Here is a 21,326-nt window from a genome sequence, read left to right as displayed (position 1 = left end):
CGAGGTTCCCCGGCATCCCTGCCGGGGTTCGAGAAACAAGCGGTCCCAGGCATTTTTGCTTGGGGCCGTTGTGTCGTCCAAGAGGTCCGGTGTTCCCGATGCCGGTTCCTCGCGGAGAGTCCCGGGGCCCAAGGGCTCCGAATCTGTGGTCTTTCCGGCGGCTTCCTGCCGCCGGGCGGCTGATCCAGCCTCCGGGCGGCGGGGGCTGGATCAGCTGTAGATGAGGAACGAGGTCCAGATGGCCAACACACTGATCGGCCGGAAGCGCATTCGCAAGTTCTTCGGAAAAATCAGAGAAGTGGCGGAGATGCCGAACCTGATCGAGGTTCAGAAGGCGTCCTACGACCAGTTCCTGATGGTCGACGAACCGAAGGGTGGGCGGCCGGAAGAGGGGCTGCAAGCCGTCTTCAAGTCGGTTTTCCCGATCTCGGACTTCTCGAACACGGCCCTGCTCGAGTTCGTCAAGTACACCTTCGAGCCGCCGAAATACGACGTGGACGAGTGCCGCCAGCGCGGCATGACCTTCGCCGCGCCCCTCAAGGTGACGCTGCGCCTCATCGTGTTCGATGTGGACCCCGACACCGGCGCCCGCTCCGTGAAGGACATCAAGGAGCAGGACGTCTACATGGGCGACATGCCGCTCATGACGGACAACGGCACCTTCATCGTCAACGGCACCGAGCGCGTCATCGTCTCGCAGATGCACCGCTCGCCGGGCGTCTTCTTCGACCACGACAAGGGCAAGACCCACTCGTCGGGCAAGCTGCTGTTCGCCGCCCGCATCATTCCCTACCGCGGCTCGTGGCTCGACATCGAGTTCGACGCCAAGGACATCGTCTATGCCCGCATCGACCGGAAGCGCAAGATTCCGGTCACGTCGCTGCTCTATGCCCTCGGCCTCGACAGCGAGGAGATCCTCAACACCTTCTACAGCCGCCTCATCTACAAGCGTTCCAAGGACGGCTGGACCGTTCCGTTCGATCCCGAGCGCATGAAGGGCTTCAAGGCCAGCGTCGACCTGATCGACGCCAAGACCGGCGAGGTCGTGCTCGAGGCCGGCAAGAAGCTCACGGCCCGCGCCGCCCGCCAGCTCGCCGAGAAGGGGCTCGAGGCCCTGCGCGCGACGGACGAGGACCTCTACGGCCAGTACATCGCCGAGGACCTGGTCAACCCCAGCACCGGCGAGATCTATGCCGAGGCCGGCGAGGAGATCACCGAGAAGCTCCTGAAGAACCTCGAGGAAGCCGGGTTCGACGAGATCCCGGTGCTCGACATCGACCACGTGACGGTCGGTCCCTACATCCGCAACACCCTGGCGATCGACAAGAACTCCTCCCGCGAGGACGCCCTGTTCGACATCTACCGGGTCATGCGTCCGGGCGAGCCGCCGATCCTGGAGACGGCGGAGGCGATGTTCAACTCGCTGTTCTTCGATCCCGAGCGCTACGACCTTTCGGCGGTCGGCCGCGTGAAGATGAACATGCGCCTGGACCTCGATGCGGACGACACGGTCCGGACCCTGCGCCGCGAGGACATCCTCGCGGTGACGAAGGCCCTCGTGGACCTGCGCGACGGCAAGGGCGAGATCGACGACATCGACCACCTCGGCAACCGCCGCGTGCGCTCGGTCGGCGAGCTCATGGAGAACCAGTACCGGCTCGGACTGCTCCGCATGGAGCGGGCGATCAAGGAGCGCATGTCGTCGGTCGACATCGACACCGTCATGCCGCAGGACCTGATCAACGCCAAGCCGGCGGCGGCGGCCGTGCGCGAGTTCTTCGGCTCCTCGCAGCTCTCGCAGTTCATGGACCAGACGAATCCGCTCTCCGAGGTCACGCACAAGCGCCGTCTCTCGGCTCTCGGCCCGGGCGGCCTCACCCGCGAGCGCGCGGGCTTCGAGGTTCGCGACGTGCACCCGACGCACTACGGCCGCATCTGCCCCATCGAGACGCCGGAAGGTCCGAACATCGGCCTCATCAACTCGCTGGCGACCTTCGCCCGCGTGAACAAGTACGGCTTCATCGAGACGCCGTTCCGCCGCGTCCGTGACGGCAAGGTGACCGACGAGGTCATCTACCTCTCGGCCATGGAGGAGGCGAAGTACAACGTCGCCCAGGCCAACTCCGCCGTGGACGGCGAGGGCCGCCTCACCGAGGAGCTGGTGATCTGCCGCCGCGCCGGCGACAACATCGTCGTGTCGCCCGACCGGGTGGACCTGATGGAAGTGTCGCCGAAGCAGCTCGTGTCCGTTGCGGCCGCGCTCATCCCGTTCCTCGAGAACGACGACGCGAACCGCGCGCTCATGGGCTCCAACATGCAGCGCCAGGCCGTGCCGCTCGTGCAGGCCGACGCGCCCTTCGTGGGCACCGGCATGGAAGCGGTCGTCGCCCGCGACTCCGGCGCGGCCATCGCCGCCCGCCGCACGGGCATCGTCGACCAGGTGGACGCGACCCGCATCGTGATCCGCGCCACCGAGGAGACGGATCCGACCCGTCCGGGCGTCGACATCTACCGCCTGCAGAAGTTCCAGCGCTCCAACCAGTCGACCTGCATCACGCAGAAGCCGCTGGTGCGGGCCGGCGACCTCGTCCGCAAGGGCGACATCATCGCCGACGGTCCTTCCACGGAGCTCGGCGAGCTGGCGCTGGGCCGCAACGTCCTCGTCGCGTTCATGCCGTGGAACGGCTACAACTTCGAGGACTCCATCCTGCTCTCCGAGCGGATCGTGAAGGACGACGTCTTCACCTCGATCCACATCGAAGAGTTCGAGGTGATGGCCCGCGACACCAAGCTGGGTCCGGAGGAGATCACGCGCGACATTCCGAACGTCTCGGAAGAGGCGCTGAAGAACCTGGACGAGGCCGGCATCGTCTATATCGGCGCCGAGGTCCATGCGGGCGACATCCTCGTCGGCAAGATCACGCCGAAGGGCGAGAGCCCGATGACGCCGGAGGAGAAGCTCCTGCGCGCGATCTTCGGCGAGAAGGCCTCCGACGTGCGCGACACCAGCCTGCGCGTTCCCCCCGGCGTGACCGGCACCATCGTCGAAGTGCGCGTCTTCAATCGCCACGGCGTCGACAAGGACGAGCGCGCCCAGGCCATCGAGCGCGAGGAGATCGAGCGTCTCGCCAAGGACCGGGACGACGAGCAGGCGATCCTCGACCGCAACACCTATGCCCGCCTTGCCGAGATCCTGATCGGGCAGAGCGGCGTTGCGGGGCCGAAGGGCTTCAAGAAGGACACCAAGATCACCCGCGAGATCCTCAACGAATATCCGCGGTCGCAATGGTGGCAGTTCGCCGTCGACAACGACGCCCGCATGGCCGAGATCGAGGCCATGCAGAAGCAGTACGACGAGTCGAAGAAGCGTCTCGAGCAGCGCTTCCTCGACAAGGTCGAGAAGCTGCAGCGCGGCGACGAGCTCCCGCCCGGCGTCATGAAGATGGTGAAGGTCTTCGTGGCCGTGAAGCGCAAGATCCAGCCCGGCGACAAGATGGCCGGCCGCCACGGCAACAAGGGCGTCGTGTCGCGCATCGTCCCCATCGAGGACATGCCGTTCCTCGAGGACGGCACGCATGCGGACATCGTGCTGAACCCGCTCGGCGTGCCGAGCCGCATGAACGTCGGCCAGATCCTCGAGACCCATCTCGGGTGGGCGGCCGCCGGCCTCGGCAAGCAGGTCGCGCAGGCGGTCGACGCCTACCTGAAGTCGGGCGAGGCCAAGCCGCTGCGCGAGCAGCTCGTCTCGATCTACGGCAACATTCCGGAGATCGCGAACGCCTCCGACGAGGAGCTGGTCGAGCTCGGCCGCAACCTGCGCCGCGGCGTTCCCTTCGCCACGCCCGTCTTCGACGGCGCGAAGGAGGCGGACATCGAAGCGATGCTGGAGAAGGCGGGCCTCGACCCCTCCGGGCAGGTCACGCTCTACGACGGCAAGACCGGTGAGCCGTTCGACCGCAAGGTGACGGTGGGCTACATCTACATGCTGAAGCTGCACCACCTCGTGGACGACAAGATCCACGCCCGCTCCATCGGCCCCTACAGCCTCGTCACCCAGCAGCCGCTGGGCGGCAAGGCCCAGTTCGGCGGCCAGCGCTTCGGCGAGATGGAGGTGTGGGCGCTCGAGGCTTACGGCGCAGCCTACACCCTCCAGGAGATGCTCACGGTCAAGTCCGACGACGTGGCCGGCCGCACCAAGGTCTACGAGGCCATCGTGCGCGGCGACGACACCTTCGAGTCGGGCATTCCGGAGAGCTTCAACGTTCTCGTGAAGGAAATGCGCTCGCTCGGCTTGAACGTGGAGCTCACCAACTCCAAGCGGGCTGCGAACGAACCCGAACAACTGCCTCCCTCCGAGGCGGCCGAGTAATTGACGTCGTCATCCCCGGGCGCGGCCCGGGGATCTCGATCCGGAAGGGCGAGCCCTTTCAGACCAAGATGGCCGGCTCGCCCGGCCATGACGCCTTCGAGGTTTTAGGAGACGGCGATGAATCAAGAGGTCATGAATCTTTTCAACCAAACGGCGCAGCCGCAGAGCTTCGATCAGATCAAGATCTCGATCGCGAGCCCTGAGAAGATTCTGTCCTGGTCCTACGGCGAGATCAAAAAGCCGGAGACCATCAACTACCGCACGTTCAAGCCCGAGCGTGACGGCCTGTTCTGCGCGCGCATCTTCGGCCCGATCAAGGACTACGAGTGCTTGTGCGGCAAGTACAAGCGCATGAAGTACAAGGGCGTGATCTGCGAGAAGTGCGGCGTCGAGGTGACGCTCGCCCGCGTGCGCCGCGACCGCATGGGCCACATCGAGCTCGCCGCCCCCGTGGCGCACATCTGGTTCCTCAAGTCCCTGCCGAGCCGCATCGGCCTGCTGCTCGACATGACGCTGAAGGATCTGGAGCGGATCCTCTACTTCGAATCGTACATCGTCGTCGATGCGGGCCTCACGCCCCTGAAGGACCGCCAGCTCCTGACGGAGGAGGAGTACCTCCGCGCCCAGGACGAGTACGGCGAGGACAGCTTCACCGCCATGATCGGCGCGGAGGCCATCCGCCGCATCCTCCAGGAACTCGACCTGGAGAAGATCGCCGCGGACCTGCGCGAGGAGATCGCCACCACCACCTCGGAGCTGAAGCCGAAGAAGCTGATGAAGCGCCTCAAGATCATCGAGGCCTTCCTCCAGTCCGGCAACAAGCCCGAGTGGATGGTCATGACCGTCATTCCGGTCATCCCGCCGGACCTGCGTCCGCTGGTGCCGCTCGACGGCGGCCGCTTCGCGACCTCCGACCTGAACGACCTTTATCGCCGCGTCATCAACCGCAACAACCGCCTGAAGCGGCTGATGGAGCTGCGCGCGCCCGACATCATCGTGCGCAACGAGAAGCGCATGCTCCAGGAGGCCGTCGACGCCCTGTTCGACAACGGCCGCCGTGGCCGCGTCATCACCGGCGCCAACAAGCGGCCGCTGAAGTCCCTCGCCGACATGCTCAAGGGCAAGCAGGGCCGGTTCCGCCAGAACCTGCTCGGCAAGCGCGTGGACTATTCGGGCCGTTCGGTCATCGTGGTGGGGCCGGAGCTCAAGCTGCATCAGTGCGGCCTGCCGAAGAAGATGGCGCTGGAGCTCTTCAAGCCGTTCATCTACGCCAAGCTCGACGCCCGCGGCCTCTCGGCCACGGTCAAGCAGGCGAAAAAGCTCGTCGAGAAGGAGAAGCCGGAGGTCTGGGACATCCTGGACGAGGTCATCCGCGAGCATCCGGTTCTCCTGAACCGCGCGCCGACCCTGCACCGTCTCGGCATCCAGGCCTTCGAGCCCACCCTCATCGAGGGCAAGGCGATCCAGCTGCACCCGCTCGTCTGCGCCGCCTTCAACGCGGACTTCGACGGCGACCAGATGGCCGTCCACGTGCCGCTCTCGCTCGAGGCGCAGCTCGAGGCCCGCGTGCTGATGATGTCGACCAACAACATCCTGCACCCGGCCAACGGCCAGCCGATCATCGTGCCTTCCCAGGACATCGTTCTGGGCCTGTACTATCTCTCGATCGTCTCCGACGGCGAGCCGGGGCAGGGCAAGGCCTTCGCCGACATGGGCGAGATCGAGCACGCGCTGCACGAGAAGGTCATCACCCTCCATTCCAAGATCAAGTATCGCTGGGAGGGCGTGGGCGAGGACGGCAAGCCGTTCACCAAGATCTACGACACCACGCCCGGCCGCGTGATGCTCTCGCGCCTGCTGCCGAAGCACCCGGCGCTGTCCTTCGACGTCGTGAACAAGCTCATGACGAAGAAGGAGATCTCCAACATGATCGATGCCGTCTACCGGCACTGCGGTCAGAAGGAGTCGGTGATCTTCTGCGACCGGATCATGGCGCTCGGGTTCTACAACGCGTTCAAGGCCGGCATCTCGTTCGGCAAGGACGACATGGTGATCCCGGAGAACAAGTGGCAGATCGTCGAGGAGACCCGCGCCCTCGCCAAGGACTACGAGCAGCAGTACCAGGACGGCCTCATCACCCAGGGTGAGAAGTACAACAAGGTCGTCGATGCCTGGGCGAAGTGCTCGGACCGTCTCGCGGCCGAGATGATGGCGCGCATCTCCACGGTGCAGAAGGACGACAACGGCCGCGACAAGCCGGTCAACTCAATCTACATGATGTCGCACTCTGGCGCGCGCGGCTCGCCGGCCCAGATGAAGCAGCTCGCGGCCATGCGCGGCCTCATGGCCAAGCCGTCGGGCGAGATCATCGAGACGCCGATCATCTCGAACTTCAAGGAAGGCCTGGACGTGCTCGAGTACTTCAACTCGACGCACGGCGCCCGCAAGGGCCTCGCCGACACTGCGCTCAAGACCGCGAACTCGGGCTATCTGACCCGCCGTCTCGTGGACGTGGCGCAGGACGCCGTCATCCGCGAGACCGACTGCGGCACCGAGAAGGGCATCCGCATGCGGGCCATCATCGACGCCGGCCAGGTGGTCGCGTCGCTGGCGTCCCGGATCCTGGGCCGCTGCACGGCCGAGGACGTCGTCGCCTCGGACGGCACGGTCATCGTGCCGAAGGGAGCGATGATCGAGGAGGCGCATCTCGAGGCCATCGGCGCTGCCGGCATCCAGGAGGTGAAGATCCGCTCCGTGCTCGTCTGCGAGTCGCGGAACGGCGTCTGCGCCACCTGCTACGGGCGCGACCTGGCCCGCGGCACGCCGGTCAACTACGGCGAGGCGGTCGGCGTCATCGCCGCCCAGTCGATCGGCGAGCCGGGCACCCAGCTCACCATGCGCACCTTCCACATCGGCGGTGCGGCCCAGATCGCGGACTCGTCCTTCATCGAGTCGAGCTTCGAGGGCACCATCGGCTTCCGCAACAAGAACATCGCGCGGAACTCCGACGGCGACCTGGTGGTCATGGGCCGCAACGTGTCCGTGGTCATCTACGGGCCGGACGGCACCGAGCGGGCGGCTCACCGCCTGCAGTACGGCTCCCGCCTGAAGGTGGACGAGGGCGACACGATCAAGCGCGGCCAGCGCATTGCCGAGTGGGACCCCTACTCCCGTCCGATCCTCACCGAGATCGACGGCGTGGTCGGCTACGAGGACCTCGTGGACGGCGGCTCGATGATCGAGACGATGGACGAGTCCACCGGCATCGCCAAGCGCGTGGTCATCGACTGGCGCGGCTCGCCGCGCACCGCGGACCTGCGTCCGGCCGTCATCATCGAGGGCAAGGGCGGCAAGGTGGCCAAGCTGCCGCGCGGCGGCGACGCCCGCTACCTGCTGCCGGTCGACGCGATCCTCGCCGTCGATCCGGGCGCCAAGGTCAAGGCCGGCGACGTGCTCGCCCGCGTCTCGACGGAGAGCGCCAAGACCCGCGACATCACGGGCGGTCTGCCGCGCGTGGCGGAGCTGTTCGAGGCCCGCCGTCCGAAGGACGCGGCCATCATCGCGGAGAAGTCCGGCACGATCCAGTTCGGCCGCGACTACAAGAACAAGCGTCGCCTGACGCTGATCCCGCACGATGGCTCCGAGCCGGTGGAGTACCTGATCCCGAAGGGCAAGCACATCCACCTGCAGGACGGGGACGTGGTCGAGCTCGGCGACTTCATCGTCGACGGCAACCCGGCGCCGCATGACATCCTGGCGATCAAGGGCGTCGAGGAGCTGGCGGCCTACCTCGTGAACGAGATCCAGGAGGTCTACCGTCTCCAGGGCGTGCTCATCAACGACAAGCACATCGAGGTGATCGTCCGCCAGATGCTGCAGAAGGTCGAGATCACCGACAGCGGCGACTCCGATCTTCTCACCGGCGAGCAGATCGACCGGCTCGAGCTCGAGGAGATCAACGAGCGCCTCGTGGCCGAGAAGAAGAAGCCCGCCGTCGGCGTGCCGGTCCTGCTCGGCATCACCAAGGCCTCGCTGCAGACCCGCTCCTTCATCTCGGCGGCGTCCTTCCAGGAGACCACCCGCGTCCTCACCGAGGCGGCGGTCAACGGCAAGGTCGATACCCTCGAGGGCCTGAAGGAAAACGTGATCGTCGGCAGCCTCATCCCGGCCGGTACGGGCGCCATGAACGCCCGGATCAAGGCCATCGCCCAGCACCGGGACGAGCTGATCCTCCAGCAGAAGCGCGCCGAGGCCCAGTCCACGGTCAGCGAGCTGCCGGCGGCCGAGTAGGGAAGCCTCCGGCCCTAGCCGTATCGAGGGTCGCCCAAGGGCGGCCCTCCTTTTTTTAAGCCCGGTGCCGGGGCGGGGCCTCCGTCCCGGGGCGCTCCCTCAGAGGGGAGAGGTGCGACGAAAGCTGCGCCTTTCGGGAGAAAGCCCGGGATTTGGCCGAGGGCCAGGAAAAGTGTTGACTTTTCCCGACTCGGGCGCTAGAGAGACCGGACTTTCCGGCTGGCCGTAGATCTTGACCGTCTGGGCGACGCGCTCCGACACAGTCGATCTAAACGCTGCCGAACTCAACCTTGACTGACACTTGTCAGATTTGGGGCAAGACCGCGGCCTGGCCGTGGTCCTCTGCAATGGCACCGCGCCAAGGGCTTCAAACCGCCTGTGGCGCGGCTTCGTTTTGTGCAAGCCGACGGCTTGCCGGGCGCTGCTCGCAGCGCCGAACCGTTGAAGACACGCAAAGCCACCGGGTGGTGGTGGGTGAAAGAGGGCAGAGAATGCCAACGATCAGTCAGCTGATCCGCAAGCCGCGGACGGCGCAAAAGAGCCGGAATAAGGTTCCCGCGCTTGAGGCCTGCCCGCAGAAGCGGGGCGTGTGCACGCGCGTTTACACCACGACTCCGAAGAAGCCGAACTCGGCGCTTCGTAAGGTCGCCAAGGTCCGTCTGACCAATGGCTACGAGGTCATCGGTTACATCCCGGGCGAGGGGCACAACCTTCAGGAGCACTCCGTGGTCATGATCCGCGGCGGCCGCGTGAAGGATCTGCCGGGCGTTCGCTATCACATCCTCCGCGGTGTCCTCGACACCCAGGGCGTGAAGAACCGTAAGCAGCGCCGTTCGAAGTACGGCGCGAAGCGGCCGAAGTAAGCCGTCCAACTGTCATAGAGGTCGGAGTCAGCTCATGTCCCGCCGCCACAGCGCCGAAAAGCGTGAGATCATCCCGGATCCGAAGTTCGGGGACGTGGTCGTCACGAAGTTCATGAATTCCATCATGTACGACGGCAAGAAGTCCGTCGCCGAGCGCATCGTCTACGGTGCGTTCGACATCATCGAGAGCCGCACGAAGTCCAACCCGCTCGAGGTCTTCAAGCAGGCGCTCGACAATGTCGCCCCGGCCATCGAGGTCCGTTCCCGCCGTGTCGGCGGCGCGACGTACCAGGTGCCGGTCGAGGTCCGCGCCGAGCGCCGCCAGGCGCTTGCGATCCGCTGGATCATCCAGGCCGCCCGCGGCCGTAACGACAAGACCATGGTCGACCGTCTGTCCGCCGAGTTGCTCGATGCCTCGAACAACCGCGGCAACGCCGTGAAGAAGCGCGAAGATACGCACCGGATGGCCGAGGCCAACCGCGCCTTCTCGCACTATCGCTGGTAACGGTCGGGCCTTGAGGAGCTGAGCGATGCCCCGCACGCACGCAATTGAGGACTACCGTAACTTCGGCATCATGGCCCACATCGATGCCGGCAAGACGACGACGACCGAGCGTATCCTTTACTACACCGGCAAGTCGCACAAGATCGGTGAGGTCCATGAAGGCGCTGCCACCATGGATTGGATGGAGCAGGAGCAGGAGCGTGGCATCACGATCACGTCCGCTGCGACCACCTGCTTCTGGCGCGGCAAGCGCCTGAACATCATCGACACCCCCGGCCACGTGGACTTCACCATCGAGGTGGAGCGTTCGCTGCGCGTCCTCGACGGCGCCGTCTGCGTCCTCGACGGCAACCAGGGCGTCGAGCCCCAGACCGAGACCGTGTGGCGCCAGGCCGACAAGTACGACGTTCCGCGCGTCGTGTTCGTCAACAAGATGGACAAGACCGGCGCGAACTTCTTCAAGTGCGTCGAGGACATCGTCAAGCGCGTGGCCGGCAAGCCCGTCTGCCTTCAGATCCCGATCGGCGCGGAGAGCGACTTCCGCGGCATGGTCGACCTCATCAAGATGAAGGCCTATCTCTGGGAGAGCGACGCTCTCGGCGCCAAGTTCGACGAGGTCGAGATCCCGGCCGATCTGAAGGATCAGGCCGCGGAGTACCGCGCAAAGCTCGTCGAGGCCGCCGTCGAGATGGACGACGAGGCGATGGTGGCTTACCTCGAGGGCCAGGAGCCCGACGAGGACACCCTGCGCCGCCTGATCCGCACGGCCGTGAAGCGCCGCGCGTTCCATCCGGTGCTCTGCGGTTCGGCGTTCAAGAACAAGGGCGTGCAGCCGCTTCTCGATGCGGTCGTGGACTTCCTGCCGTCCCCGGCGGACCGTGAGGCCATCGAGGGCATCGACTTCAAGACCGAGGAGCCGACCACCCGCAAGCCGTCCGACGACGAGGCGTTCTCCATGCTCGCCTTCAAAATCATGGACGACCCGTTCGTGGGCACGATCACCTTCTGCCGCGTCTATTCCGGCAAGGTGAACGCCGGCGACACGCTGCTCAACTCGTCGCGCGACAAGAAGGAGCGCGTCGGCCGCATGCTTCTCATGCATGCGAACAACCGCGAGGACATCAAGGAGGCCTATGCCGGCGACATCGTCGCTCTCGCTGGCCTCAAGGAAGTCCGCACCGGCGACACGCTCTGCGACCCGAACAAGGCCGTGATCCTCGAGCGGATGGAGTTCCCCGAGCCCGTCATCGAGATCGCCATCGAGCCGAAGTCGAAGGCGGACCAGGAGAAGCTGGGTCTTGCCCTCGCCAAGCTCGCGGCCGAGGACCCGTCCTTCCGCGTCTCGACGGACAGCGAGTCCGGCCAGACGATCCTGAAGGGCATGGGCGAGCTGCACCTGGATATCAAGGTCGACATTCTCAAGCGCACCTACAAGGTCGATGCGAACGTCGGCGCTCCGCAGGTGGCCTACCGCGAGACGATCACGAAGAAGGTCGAGGTGGACTACACCCACAAGAAGCAGACCGGCGGCACGGGCCAGTTCGCCCGCGTGAAGCTCGTCGTTCAGCCGAACGATCCGGGCGCCGGTTTCGCCTTCGAGTCGAAGATCGTCGGCGGCGCGGTGCCGAAGGAGTACATCCCCGGCGTCGAGAAGGGCCTCCAGTCCGTCATCGGCGCGGGCGTGGTCGCCGGCTTCCCGGTGGTGGACATCAAGGTCGAGCTCGTCGACGGCGCCTTCCACGAGGTGGACTCGTCGGCCCTGGCCTTCGAAATCGCCTCCCGTGCGGCGCTCCGCGAGGCCCTGCAGAAGGGCGCTCCGGTCCTGCTCGAGCCGGTGATGAAGGTCGAGGTCACGACTCCGGAAGACTACACCGGGTCGGTCATCGGCGACCTCAACTCCCGGCGCGGCCAGATCCAGGGTCAGGACATGCGCGGCAATGCCGTGGTCATCAATGCGATGGTCCCGCTCGCCAACATGTTCGGCTACGTCAACACCCTGCGCGGCATGAGCCAGGGCCGGGCGAGCTACACCATGCAGTTCGACCACTATGAACAGGTGCCGTCGAACGTGGCGGCCGAGGTTCAGGCGAAGTACGCCTGAACCCATTGAACAAGAACTGACGATTTAAGGAACGGGTGCCACGATGGCGAAGGAAAAGTTTGAGCGGACGAAGCCGCACTGCAACATTGGGACGATTGGTCACGTTGACCATGGCAAGACGTCTCTGACGGCGGCGATCACGAAGGTTCTGGCCGAGACGGGCGGGGCGACGTTCACGGCCTACGACCAGATCGACAAGGCGCCGGAGGAGAAGGCGCGCGGCATCACGATCTCGACGGCGCACGTGGAGTACGAGACGCAGAACCGGCACTATGCGCACGTGGACTGCCCCGGCCACGCGGACTACGTGAAGAACATGATCACGGGCGCGGCGCAGATGGACGGCGCGATCCTGGTGGTATCGGCGGCGGACGGTCCGATGCCGCAGACGCGCGAGCACATCCTGCTGGCGCGGCAGGTGGGCGTTCCGGCGCTGGTGGTGTTCATGAACAAGGTCGACATGGTGGACGACCCCGAGCTTCTCGACCTTGTCGAGCTTGAGGTGCGCGAGCTTCTGTCGAAGTACGACTTCCCCGGGGACGACATCCCGATCGTGAAGGGCTCGGCGCTGTGCGCGCTGGAGGACCGTCAGCCGGAGATCGGGCGCGACGCGGTTCTGAAGCTGATGGCGGAGGTCGACCGCTACATTCCGCAGCCTGAGCGTCCTGTGGACCAGCCGTTCCTGATGCCGATCGAGGACGTGTTCTCGATTTCGGGCCGCGGCACGGTGGTGACGGGCCGCGTGGAGCGCGGGATCATCAAGGTCGGCGAGGAAGTGGAGATCGTGGGTCTTCGCGACACGCAGAAGACGACGGTGACGGGCGTGGAGATGTTCCGCAAGCTGCTCGACCAGGGTCAGGCGGGCGACAACGTGGGCGTCCTGCTGCGCGGCACGAAGCGCGAGGACGTGGAGCGCGGCCAGGTGCTGTGCAAGCCCGGCTCGATCAAGCCGCACACGAAGTTCAAGGCCGAGGCGTACATCCTGACGAAGGAGGAGGGCGGCCGCCATACGCCGTTCTTCACCAACTACCGTCCGCAGTTCTACTTCCGGACGACGGACGTGACGGGCGTTGTGAAGCTGCCCGAGGGCACGGAGATGGTGATGCCGGGCGACAACATCGCGATGGAAGTGGAGCTGATCGCTCCGATCGCGATGGAGGAGAAGCTGCGCTTTGCGATCCGCGAGGGCGGCCGCACCGTCGGCGCCGGCGTCGTCGCCCAGGTCATGGATTAATTCGAAGAGGATCAAAGGAGCGGGCCGGTTTCGGCCGGTCCCCTCCCTTGTTGAGGTCAACCCATGAACGGTCAGAATATTCGCATTCGCCTTAAGGCGTTCGACCATCGGATCCTCGACGCTTCGACACGGGAAATCGTGTCGACCGCGAAGCGGACCGGCGCTCAGGTGCGCGGACCCATCCCGCTGCCGACGCGCATTGAGCGCTTTACGGTGCTTCGCTCGCCGCACATCGACAAGAAGTCGCGCGAGCAGTTCGAGATGCGCACTCACAAGCGTGTTCTCGATATCGTGGACCCCACTCCCCAGACGGTGGACGCGCTGATGAAGCTCGACCTCGCCGCGGGCGTGGACGTGGAGATCAAGCTCTAAGCCTTCGGGCTTGGAGCTTTCGGTAGGACACGCCGAGAGGATACGCACATGCGCTCAGGCGTCATTGCACAGAAGGTCGGGATGACACGCATCTTCACGGATGCGGGTGAGCACGTCCCGGTGACGGTTCTGAAGGTCGATCAGTGCCAGGTGATCGCCCATCGGACCAAGGAGAAGAACGGCTACACCGCGCTGCAGGTCGGCGTCGGCAAGGCCAAGGTGAAGAACGTTTCCAAGGCCGAGCGCGGTCGGTTCGCCGTCGCCAAGGTCGAGCCGAAGCGCAAGCTCGCGGAATTCCGCGTCTCCGAGGATGCTCTCATCCCGGTGGGCGCCGAGATCACCGCCGACCACTTCGTCGCCGGTCAGTTCGTGGACGTCACGGGTACGACGACGGGTAAGGGCTTCGCCGGCGGCATGAAGCGCTGGAACTTCGGCGGTCTGCGCGCCTCCCACGGCGTGTCGGTCTCGCACCGCTCGATCGGTTCGACGGGCGGCCGCCAGGATCCGGGCCGGACGTTCAAGAACAAGAAGATGCCGGGTCACCTCGGTGTCGAGCGCGTGACGACGCAGAACCTGCGCGTCGTCTCGACCGACCCTGAGCGCGGTCTGATCCTGGTCGAGGGCGCCGTCCCCGGCGTCGCCGGCGGCTGGATCTTCGTCCGCGACGCGGTGAAGCGCAAGCTGCCCAAGGAAGTGCCGATGCCCGGCGCGTTCCGCACGGGCGACAACGGCGCTGCGCCGGCCGCTCAGGCTGACCAGGCCCAAGAGGAGAATGCGTGATGAAACTCGACGTCACCACGCTTGAGGGCAAGAAGGCCGGCTCGATCGACCTCGACGAGGCGATCTTCGGTCTCGATCCCCGCGCCGATCTTCTCGCGCGGTGCGTCCGCTGGCAGCTCGCGAAGCGCCAGGCCGGCACGCATGCCGTGAAGAACCGCTCGGACATCGACCGGACCACGAAGAAGCTCTACAAGCAGAAGGGCACCGGCAACGCCCGCCACGGCGCCGCGAGCGCTCCCCAGTTCCGGGGCGGCGGCCGCGCCTTCGGTCCGCAGGTCCGCAGCCATGCGCACGACCTGCCCAAGAAGGTCCGCGCCCTTGCGCTGAAGCACGCCCTCTCGGCCAAGGCGAAGGATTCTTCGCTCATCGTCGTCGACGAGGTGCAACTCGCCGAGCCGAAGACGAAGGCTCTGGTGGAGCGCTTCGGCAAGCTCGGCCTGGCGAATGCCCTGATCATCGGCGGCGCCGAGATCGAGGCCAACTTCCAGCGGGCCGCGCGCAACATTCCGAACATCGACGTCCTGCCGGTGCAGGGCATCAACGTCTATGACATTCTCCGTCGCGAGAAGCTCGTTCTCACGAAGGCGGCTGTCGATGCGCTGGAGGCGCGCTTCAAATGAGCCTGGACCCGCGCCACTACGATGTGATCGTGAGCCCGGTCATCACCGAGAAGGCCACGGCCCTGTCCGAGCAGAACAAGGTCGTCTTCAAGGTGAAGCCGGATGCGACGAAGCCGCAGATCAAGGAAGCGGTTGAGAAGCTGTTCGATGTCAAGGTGAAGAGCGTCAACACGCTCGTCACCAAGGGCAAGGTGAAGATGTTCCGCGGCACCCGCGGCCAGCGGTCGGACGTGAAGAAGGCGGTCGTGACCCTCGAAGAGGGCCAGACCATCGACGTCACGACGGGCCTCTGATCGGTTGAGAGAGTGATCCGATGGCTTTGAAGACCTTCAAACCAATCACCCCCGGCCTGCGCCAGCTGGTGATCGTGGACCGCAGCGAGCTCTACAAGGGCAAGCCGGTCAAGACGCTGACGGAGGGCAAGTCGTCCTCCGGCGGCCGCAACAACCTGGGCCGCGTGACCGTCCGCTTCCGCGGCGGCGGCCACAAGCGGACCCTGCGCAATGTCGACTTCAAGCGCCGTTCGCGTCTGGGAGACGTCGCGACCGTGGAGCGGATCGAGTACGATCCCAACCGCACCGCGTTCATCGCCCTGATCCGCTACGCCGACGGCGAGCTGTCCTACATCCTGGCCCCGCAGCGTCTGGCTGTCGGCGATCAGGTGTCGGCCGGCGAGCAGGTCGACATCAAGCCGGGCAACGCCATGCCGATCGGCAACATGCCGGTGGGAACGATCGTCCACAACATCGAGCTGAAGATCGGCCGCGGCGGCGCCATTGCCCGCTCCGCCGGCACCTACGCTCAGATCGTGGGCCGTGACCAGGGCTACGTGACGGTGCGCCTCAACTCGGGCGAGCAGCGCCTGGTCCATGGCCAGTGCTTCGCCAGCGTCGGCGCCGTGTCCAACCCCGATCACATGAACACCTCGATCGGCAAGGCCGGCCGCAACCGCTGGCTCGGCAAGCGTCCGCACAACCGCGGCGTTGCGATGAACCCCATCGACCACCCGCACGGTGGCGGTGAGGGTCGCACCTCGGGCGGCCGCCATCCGGTCACCCCGTGGGGCATTCCGACCAAGGGCAAGAAAACCCGTTCGAACAAGCGGACCGACAAGTTCATCGTGTCGAGCCGCCACGCACGGAAGAAGTAAGGACAGAGGCACGTCATGGCACGTTCGCTTTGGAAGGGTCCGTTCGTCGACGGCTACCTCCTCAAGAAGGCCGAGGCTGCCCGTGGGTCGGGCCGCAACGAGGTCATCAAGATCTGGAGCCGCCGCTCCACGATCCTCCCGCAGTTCGTGGGCCTCACTTTCGGGGTCTACAACGGTCAGAAGCACATTCCCGTCTACGTGAGCGAGGAGATGGTGGGTCACAAGTTCGGCGAGTTCTCGCCGACCCGCACCTTCCACGGCCACGCGGCGGACAAGAAGGCGAAGAGGAAGTAAGATGGGTAAGGCCGCGACTCCTCGCGCGCTGAGCGACAACGAGGCGCAAGCCGTCGCTCGCATGCTGCGCGTCAGCCCCCAGAAGCTCAACCTTGTTGCGGCCCTCATCCGCGGCAAGAAGGTTTCCACGGCTCTCGCCGATCTCGAGTTCTCGCGCAAGCGGATCGCTCGGGACGTCAAGAAGTGCCTCGAGAGCGCTATCGCCAACGCCGAGAACAACCACAACCTCGATGTGGACGATCTCGTCGTGAGCCAGGCCTTCGTCGGCAAGGCTCTGGTGATGAAGCGCTTCCATGCCCGGGCCCGTGGCCGGGGCGCCCGTATCATGAAGCCGTTCTCGAACCTCACGATCGTGGTTCGGGAAGTCGCCGAACAGGCGTAAGGGAGAACCAGATGGGTCAGAAAGTTAACCCGATCGGTCTTCGGCTCGGCATCAACCGGACCTGGGACTCGCGCTGGTTCGCCGGCAAGGGCGAGTACGCCAAGCTGATGCACGAGGACATCGCCATCCGCGATGCTCTCATGAAGCAGCTCAAGCAGGCCGCCGTTTCGAAGATCGTGATCGAGCGCCCGCACAAGAAGTGCCGCGTCACCATCCACTCGGGCCGTCCGGGCGTGGTGATCGGCAAGAAGGGCGCCGACATCGAGAAGCTGCGCAAGCTCGTGTCCAAGATGACGGACGCGGACGTGTCGATCAACATCGTCGAGGTCCGCAAGCCCGAGGTGGACGCCACCCTGGTGGCCGACTCCATCGCCCAGCAGCTCGAGCGCCGCGTTGCCTTCCGCCGTGCCATGAAGCGCGCCGTTCAGTCGGCGATGCGTCTCGGCGCCGAGGGCATCCGCATCAACTGCTCGGGTCGCCTCGGCGGGGCCGAAATCGCCCGTCTCGAATGGTACCGCGAGGGCCGCGTTCCGCTCCACACCCTGCGTGCGGATGTCGACTACGGAACGTCCACGGCCTTCACCACCTACGGCACGTGCGGCATCAAGGTCTGGATCTTCAAGGGCGAGATCCTTGAGCACGACCCGATGGCGCAGGACAAGCGCATGAACGAAGAAGGTGGCCGTTCGGGCGGTCGCCGCGAGCAGGCGGCGTAACCGAGGGGTCAGGAGAGGTTTGCCATGTTGCAACCGAAGAAGACGAAATTCCGTAAGCAGTTCAAGGGCCGTATTTCCGGCACCGCGAAGGGCGGCACGGATCTGAACTTCGGCCAGTTCGGCCTCAAGGCGCTGGAGCCGGAGCGTGTGAACGCCCGGCAGATCGAGGCGGCCCGCCGCGCGATCACCCGTGCCATGAAGCGCGCCGGCCGCGTGTGGATCCGCATCTTCCCGGACGTGCCGGTGTCGACGAAGCCGACCGAGGTCCGCATGGGCTCCGGTAAGGGTTCGCCGGAATACTGGGCCGCCCGTGTGAAGCCTGGCCGTATCATGTTCGAGATCGACGGCGTGCCGGAGGAGACCGCCCGCGAGGCGCTCCGCCTCGGCGCCGCCAAGCTCCCGATCAAGACGCGGTTCATCCAGCGCATCGCGGAGTAAGGAGGAGATCATGAAGTCGAAGCAGAGGGTCTCCGACCTTAAGTCGATGTCGACGGACCAGCTTTCGGATGAGCTGCTCAAGCTGAAGAAGGAGCAGTTCAACCTCCGGTTCCAGCGCGCGACGGGGCAGCTCGAGAACACCGGACGCGTCCGCGAGGTCCGCAAGGACATCGCCCGCGTCAAGACGCTGCAGCGCCAGAAGTCGGCGCCGGCGAAGGCTTAAGGGGAATCAGGATGCCGAAGCGCGTTTTGCAGGGCGTCGTTGTCAGCGACAAGCAGGACAAGACGATCGTCGTGAAGGTGGAGCGCCGTTTCACGCACCCGGTCATGAAGAAGACCGTGCGTAAGACGAAGAACTACCACGCTCACGACGAGAACAATACGGCCAAGGTGGGCGACGTGGTCTTCATCGAGGAGTCCAAGCCGCTCTCCAAACTCAAGACCTGGGTGCTCGTGGACCAGCCGAAGGCCTAAAGCCTCCGATTGGGACTTGTCTAACGAGGGCGGCTCGTGTATACGGCCGCCTTTCTCGACATGAAGGGCAGGGGACGTCAGATCCCCATCAGGCGTAGTCCGGGAAGGCAATCGTGCCTTGGCCCGGAAACCTGTCTGAAACAAAGGAAAGGATCAAAGCCATGATCCAGATGCAGACGAATCTTGACGTCGCCGACAACTCCGGCGCGCGTCGCGTGATGTGCATCAAGGTTCTCGGTGGTTCGAAGCGTAAGTATGCCTCCGTCGGCGACATCATCGTCGTCTCGGTCAAGGAAGCGATTCCGCGGGGGCGCGTGAAGAAGGGCGACGTCATGAAGGCGGTCGTCGTTCGCACGGCCAAGGACATCCGTCGTCCCGACGGGTCCGTGATCCGGTTCGACCGGAACGCCGCCGTTCTGATCAACAATCAGAAGGAGCCGGTGGGCACCCGCATCTTCGGCCCGGTTCCGCGCGAGCTGCGTGCCAAGAATCACATGAAGATCATTTCGCTGGCGCCGGAGGTGCTCTAATGGCCGCGAAGATCAAGAAGGGCGATAAGGTCGTCGTTCTGACCGGTCGTGACAAGGGCAAGACCGGCGAAGTCGTTCAGGTGATGCCGAAGGAGGAGCGCGCGATCGTTCGCGGCGTCAACCTTGTGAAGCGTCACCAGCGTCAGACCGCCAGCCAGGAAGGCGGCATCGTCACCAAAGAGGCGCCCCTGCATCTGTCCAACCTGGCTTATGCGGACCCGAAGGACGGCAAGCCGACCCGGGTCGGGTTCAAGATTCTCGAGGACGGCCGCAAGGTTCGTTTCGCCAAGCGTTCGGGGGAGCTGATCGATGGCTAAGGCTCAGGTGGACGGCTACACGCCGCGTCTGCGGAAGCACTACGAGGAAGTGGTGCGTCCGAAGCTCATTGAGGAATTCGGCTACAAGAACCCGATGGAAGTTCCGAAGATCGAGAAGATCGTTCTGAACATGGGCGTCGGGGAGTCGACCGCCGATTCCAAGAAGGCCTCCGTGGCCGCCGCGGATCTCGCTCTCATCGCCGGCCAGAAGCCGGTGATCACGAAGGCCCGCAAGGCGATCTCGCAGTTCAAGGTCCGCGAGGGCATGCCCATCGGCGCGAAGGTCACCCTTCGCAAGGCGCGCATGTACGAGTTCATGGACCGTCTCGTGACCGTGGCGCTTCCCCGCGTCCGCGACTTCCGCGGCCTGAACCCGCGTTCGTTCGACGGCCGTGGCAACTACGCCCTCGGGATCAAGGAGCACCTGGTGTTCCCCGAGATCAACTACGACAAGGTCGAGCAGGTCTGGGGCATGGACATCATCATCGCCACCACGGCGAAGACGGACGATGAGGCCCGCGCCCTGCTGCGTCACTTCAACTTCCCGTTCCGGCAGTGAGGACAGACGTCCTCAAACGCGGACACTGGAGAAAAACGTATGGCTAAGAAAAGCGCTATTGAGAAGAACAAGCACCGTCGTGCGCTCGTGAAGAAGTTCGCGGGCAAGCGCGCCCGCCTGCTGGCGATCGCCAACGACGAGTCGAAGTCCATGGAGGAGCGTTTCGAAGCGCGCCTCAAGCTCGCCGAGCTTCCCCGCAACGCGAACCCGACCCGCATCCGCAACCGCTGCGAGGTGACGGGCCGCCCGCGTGCCTATTACCGCAAGCTCGGCATGTCGCGCATCGCTCTGCGCGAGCTCGGCTCCAACGGCCTCATCCCGGGCCTCGTGAAGTCCAGCTGGTAAGGGAGGGCATCATATGATCAACGATCCGTTGGGCGATATGCTCACCCGCATCCGCAACGCGCAGATGCGCCGTCGCGGCAGCGTGACCACTCCCGGCTCGAAGCTTCGCGCCCGCGTTCTCGATGTGCTCAAGAGCGAAGGCTACATCCGCGACTATTCGCAGACCGAGTTCGGCAACGGCCGCACCGAGTTCTCGATCGAGCTGAAGTACTACGATGGCCAGCCGGTGATCCGCTCCATCGAGCGCGTCTCCAAGCCGGGCCGCCGCGTCTATGCCTCCGTCGACACCATGCCCCGCGTGGCGGACGGCCTCGGCATCACCATTCTCTCGACGCCGCAGGGCGTTATGGCCGATCACGAGGCCCGGGAGAAGAACGTGGGCGGCGAAGTGCTCTGCAAGGTCTTCTAAGACTTTGCGGATGCACAGAACCACGGAGATTACAGAATGTCTCGAGTAGGCAAGAAGCCCGTCCAGATCCCGTCCGGAGTGACGGCGACCGTCGACGGTCAGATGGTGAAGGTGAAGGGCTCCAAGGGCGAGCTGTCGTTCCTGGTCCCCGAGGAGGTCTCGGTCGCCCTTGAGAACGGCGCCGTGACGGTGAGCCCCCGCGACGAGTCCAAGACCGCCCGCGCCAAGTGGGGCATGTCCCGCGCCCAGGTCGCGAACCTGGTGGAGGGCGTGTCCAAGGGGTTCGAGAAGCGCCTTGAGATCAACGGCGTCGGCTACCGCGCCGCCGTTGCGGGCAAGGTGCTGAAGCTGTCCCTCGGCTACAGCCACGACATCGACTACGAGATCCCGGCGGGCGTCACCATCACGACGCCGAAGCCCACGGAGGTGGTCGTCGCCGGCATCGACAAGCAGAAGGTCGGCCAGACCGCCGCCGAGATCCGCGAGTATCGCGGTCCGGAGCCCTACAAGGGCAAGGGCGTCAAGTATGCCGACGAGTTCATCTTCCGCAAGGAAGGCAAGAAGAAGTAAGGACGACG

General features: G+C 65.1%; 23 protein-coding genes. All 23 read left to right on the top strand.

The features are described from left to right. The first annotated feature begins 238 nt into the window (after positions 1-238). The 23 genes from rpoB (at position 239) to rplF (ending at position 21,318) form a co-directional block, all read left to right on the top strand. On the top strand, positions 239-4,369 hold the full coding sequence (rpoB, locus tag GDR74_RS11625; protein WP_152586466.1) for a DNA-directed RNA polymerase subunit beta: 4,131 nt from the start codon (positions 239-241) through the stop codon (positions 4,367-4,369). Positions 4,370-4,486: 117 nt separating this feature from the next. Beyond that, positions 4,487-8,659, top strand: coding sequence for a DNA-directed RNA polymerase subunit beta' (gene rpoC / locus GDR74_RS11620; protein ID WP_152586465.1), 4,173 nt, complete (start codon positions 4,487-4,489; stop codon positions 8,657-8,659). Between the two features lie 491 nt (positions 8,660-9,150). After that, positions 9,151-9,522 (top strand): 30S ribosomal protein S12, encoded by a 372-nt coding sequence (gene rpsL / locus GDR74_RS11615; protein WP_109596495.1) that lies wholly within the window; start codon positions 9,151-9,153, stop codon positions 9,520-9,522. A gap of 34 nt (positions 9,523-9,556) precedes the next feature. After that, complete coding sequence (gene rpsG / locus GDR74_RS11610) at positions 9,557-10,027, top strand: 30S ribosomal protein S7 (protein WP_152586464.1); 471 nt, start codon at positions 9,557-9,559, stop codon at positions 10,025-10,027. Positions 10,028-10,052: 25 nt separating this feature from the next. Further along, positions 10,053-12,128, top strand: coding sequence for an elongation factor G (gene fusA, locus GDR74_RS11605; RefSeq protein WP_152586463.1), 2,076 nt, complete (start codon positions 10,053-10,055; stop codon positions 12,126-12,128). 43 nt (positions 12,129-12,171) lie between these two features. After that, entirely contained in the window at positions 12,172-13,362 is a 1,191-nt protein-coding gene (gene tuf, locus GDR74_RS11600; RefSeq protein ID WP_152586462.1) for an elongation factor Tu, read from the top strand. Between the two features lie 63 nt (positions 13,363-13,425). Continuing rightward, a complete protein-coding gene (gene rpsJ, locus GDR74_RS11595) occupies positions 13,426-13,734 on the top strand; it encodes a 30S ribosomal protein S10 (RefSeq protein ID WP_009764298.1) in 309 nt (102 codons plus the stop codon). Between the two features lie 48 nt (positions 13,735-13,782). Then, a complete protein-coding gene (gene rplC, locus GDR74_RS11590) occupies positions 13,783-14,514 on the top strand; it encodes a 50S ribosomal protein L3 (RefSeq protein ID WP_152586461.1) in 732 nt (243 codons plus the stop codon). Continuing rightward, positions 14,514-15,134, top strand: a complete 621-nt coding sequence (rplD, locus tag GDR74_RS11585; RefSeq protein ID WP_152586460.1) for a 50S ribosomal protein L4 — start codon at positions 14,514-14,516, stop codon at positions 15,132-15,134. The genes rplC and rplD overlap by 1 nt, the downstream gene beginning before the upstream one ends. Then, complete coding sequence (locus tag GDR74_RS11580) at positions 15,131-15,427, top strand: 50S ribosomal protein L23 (RefSeq protein ID WP_152586459.1); 297 nt, start codon at positions 15,131-15,133, stop codon at positions 15,425-15,427. The genes rplD and GDR74_RS11580 overlap by 4 nt, the downstream gene beginning before the upstream one ends. 20 nt (positions 15,428-15,447) lie before the next feature. After that, complete coding sequence (gene rplB, locus GDR74_RS11575; protein WP_152586458.1) at positions 15,448-16,284, top strand: 50S ribosomal protein L2; 837 nt, start codon at positions 15,448-15,450, stop codon at positions 16,282-16,284. 15 nt (positions 16,285-16,299) lie between these two features. Then, a complete protein-coding gene (gene rpsS / locus GDR74_RS11570) occupies positions 16,300-16,578 on the top strand; it encodes a 30S ribosomal protein S19 (protein WP_152586457.1) in 279 nt (92 codons plus the stop codon). Between the two features lies 1 nt (position 16,579). After that, positions 16,580-16,960 (top strand): 50S ribosomal protein L22, encoded by a 381-nt coding sequence (gene rplV / locus GDR74_RS11565; protein ID WP_152586456.1) that lies wholly within the window; start codon positions 16,580-16,582, stop codon positions 16,958-16,960. A gap of 11 nt (positions 16,961-16,971) precedes the next feature. After that, a complete protein-coding gene (gene rpsC, locus GDR74_RS11560) occupies positions 16,972-17,676 on the top strand; it encodes a 30S ribosomal protein S3 (protein WP_152586455.1) in 705 nt (234 codons plus the stop codon). Positions 17,677-17,700: 24 nt separating this feature from the next. Further along, complete coding sequence (rplP, locus tag GDR74_RS11555; protein WP_152586454.1) at positions 17,701-18,114, top strand: 50S ribosomal protein L16; 414 nt, start codon at positions 17,701-17,703, stop codon at positions 18,112-18,114. Between the two features lie 10 nt (positions 18,115-18,124). Further along, positions 18,125-18,337 (top strand): 50S ribosomal protein L29, encoded by a 213-nt coding sequence (rpmC, locus tag GDR74_RS11550; RefSeq protein WP_152586453.1) that lies wholly within the window; start codon positions 18,125-18,127, stop codon positions 18,335-18,337. Between the two features lie 11 nt (positions 18,338-18,348). Then, positions 18,349-18,588 (top strand): 30S ribosomal protein S17, encoded by a 240-nt coding sequence (gene rpsQ / locus GDR74_RS11545; RefSeq protein WP_152586452.1) that lies wholly within the window; start codon positions 18,349-18,351, stop codon positions 18,586-18,588. A gap of 161 nt (positions 18,589-18,749) precedes the next feature. Then, the gene (rplN, locus tag GDR74_RS11540; RefSeq protein WP_027317113.1) at positions 18,750-19,118 is read left to right on the top strand and encodes a 50S ribosomal protein L14; all 369 of its coding nucleotides are present in this window, start codon (positions 18,750-18,752) and stop codon (positions 19,116-19,118) included. Beyond that, a complete protein-coding gene (gene rplX, locus GDR74_RS11535) occupies positions 19,118-19,435 on the top strand; it encodes a 50S ribosomal protein L24 (RefSeq protein ID WP_152586451.1) in 318 nt (105 codons plus the stop codon). Before rplN ends, rplX begins: the two co-directional genes overlap by 1 nt. Next, on the top strand, positions 19,428-19,994 hold the full coding sequence (gene rplE / locus GDR74_RS11530) for a 50S ribosomal protein L5 (RefSeq protein ID WP_152586450.1): 567 nt from the start codon (positions 19,428-19,430) through the stop codon (positions 19,992-19,994). The genes rplX and rplE overlap by 8 nt, the downstream gene beginning before the upstream one ends. Before the next feature lie 39 nt (positions 19,995-20,033). Beyond that, complete coding sequence (rpsN, locus tag GDR74_RS11525) at positions 20,034-20,339, top strand: 30S ribosomal protein S14 (RefSeq protein WP_152586449.1); 306 nt, start codon at positions 20,034-20,036, stop codon at positions 20,337-20,339. Between the two features lie 13 nt (positions 20,340-20,352). Continuing rightward, complete coding sequence (gene rpsH / locus GDR74_RS11520) at positions 20,353-20,748, top strand: 30S ribosomal protein S8 (RefSeq protein ID WP_152586448.1); 396 nt, start codon at positions 20,353-20,355, stop codon at positions 20,746-20,748. A gap of 36 nt (positions 20,749-20,784) precedes the next feature. Beyond that, a complete protein-coding gene (gene rplF / locus GDR74_RS11515) occupies positions 20,785-21,318 on the top strand; it encodes a 50S ribosomal protein L6 (protein ID WP_152586447.1) in 534 nt (177 codons plus the stop codon). Positions 21,319-21,326 lie beyond the last annotated feature (8 nt).

Origin of the sequence: Microvirga thermotolerans (assembly GCF_009363855.1) — a bacterium.
Taxonomy (GTDB): Bacteria; Pseudomonadota; Alphaproteobacteria; order Rhizobiales; family Beijerinckiaceae; genus Microvirga; species Microvirga thermotolerans.
Note: the sequence above shows the minus strand (reverse complement) of the source record. Positions and strands in the feature narration are given on the sequence as shown.

Bases quoted from the DNA above. Each gene is read 5' to 3' on its own strand.
- rplB (WP_152586458.1), top strand. From the start codon at position 15,448: ATGGCTTTGAAGACCTTCAAACCAATCACCCCCGGCCTGCGCCAGCTG.
- rpsG (WP_152586464.1), top strand. From the start codon at position 9,557: ATGTCCCGCCGCCACAGCGCCGAAAAGCGTGAGATCATCCCGGATCCG.
- rplX (WP_152586451.1), top strand. From the start codon at position 19,118: ATGGCCGCGAAGATCAAGAAGGGCGATAAGGTCGTCGTTCTGACCGGT.
- rpoC (WP_152586465.1), top strand. From the start codon at position 4,487: ATGAATCAAGAGGTCATGAATCTTTTCAACCAAACGGCGCAGCCGCAG.
- fusA (WP_152586463.1), top strand. From the start codon at position 10,053: ATGCCCCGCACGCACGCAATTGAGGACTACCGTAACTTCGGCATCATG.
- rpsQ (WP_152586452.1), top strand. From the start codon at position 18,349: ATGCCGAAGCGCGTTTTGCAGGGCGTCGTTGTCAGCGACAAGCAGGAC.
- rplC (WP_152586461.1), top strand. From the start codon at position 13,783: ATGCGCTCAGGCGTCATTGCACAGAAGGTCGGGATGACACGCATCTTC.
- rplP (WP_152586454.1), top strand. From the start codon at position 17,701: ATGTTGCAACCGAAGAAGACGAAATTCCGTAAGCAGTTCAAGGGCCGT.
- tuf (WP_152586462.1), top strand. From the start codon at position 12,172: ATGGCGAAGGAAAAGTTTGAGCGGACGAAGCCGCACTGCAACATTGGG.
- rplD (WP_152586460.1), top strand. From the start codon at position 14,514: ATGAAACTCGACGTCACCACGCTTGAGGGCAAGAAGGCCGGCTCGATC.
- rplF (WP_152586447.1), top strand. From the start codon at position 20,785: ATGTCTCGAGTAGGCAAGAAGCCCGTCCAGATCCCGTCCGGAGTGACG.
- GDR74_RS11580 (WP_152586459.1), top strand. From the start codon at position 15,131: ATGAGCCTGGACCCGCGCCACTACGATGTGATCGTGAGCCCGGTCATC.
- rpsS (WP_152586457.1), top strand. From the start codon at position 16,300: ATGGCACGTTCGCTTTGGAAGGGTCCGTTCGTCGACGGCTACCTCCTC.
- rpoB (WP_152586466.1), top strand. From the start codon at position 239: ATGGCCAACACACTGATCGGCCGGAAGCGCATTCGCAAGTTCTTCGGA.
- rplV (WP_152586456.1), top strand. From the start codon at position 16,580: ATGGGTAAGGCCGCGACTCCTCGCGCGCTGAGCGACAACGAGGCGCAA.
- rpsJ (WP_009764298.1), top strand. From the start codon at position 13,426: ATGAACGGTCAGAATATTCGCATTCGCCTTAAGGCGTTCGACCATCGG.
- rplE (WP_152586450.1), top strand. From the start codon at position 19,428: ATGGCTAAGGCTCAGGTGGACGGCTACACGCCGCGTCTGCGGAAGCAC.
- rpsC (WP_152586455.1), top strand. From the start codon at position 16,972: ATGGGTCAGAAAGTTAACCCGATCGGTCTTCGGCTCGGCATCAACCGG.
- rpsL (WP_109596495.1), top strand. From the start codon at position 9,151: ATGCCAACGATCAGTCAGCTGATCCGCAAGCCGCGGACGGCGCAAAAG.
- rplN (WP_027317113.1), top strand. From the start codon at position 18,750: ATGATCCAGATGCAGACGAATCTTGACGTCGCCGACAACTCCGGCGCG.
- rpsN (WP_152586449.1), top strand. From the start codon at position 20,034: ATGGCTAAGAAAAGCGCTATTGAGAAGAACAAGCACCGTCGTGCGCTC.
- rpsH (WP_152586448.1), top strand. From the start codon at position 20,353: ATGATCAACGATCCGTTGGGCGATATGCTCACCCGCATCCGCAACGCG.
- rpmC (WP_152586453.1), top strand. From the start codon at position 18,125: ATGAAGTCGAAGCAGAGGGTCTCCGACCTTAAGTCGATGTCGACGGAC.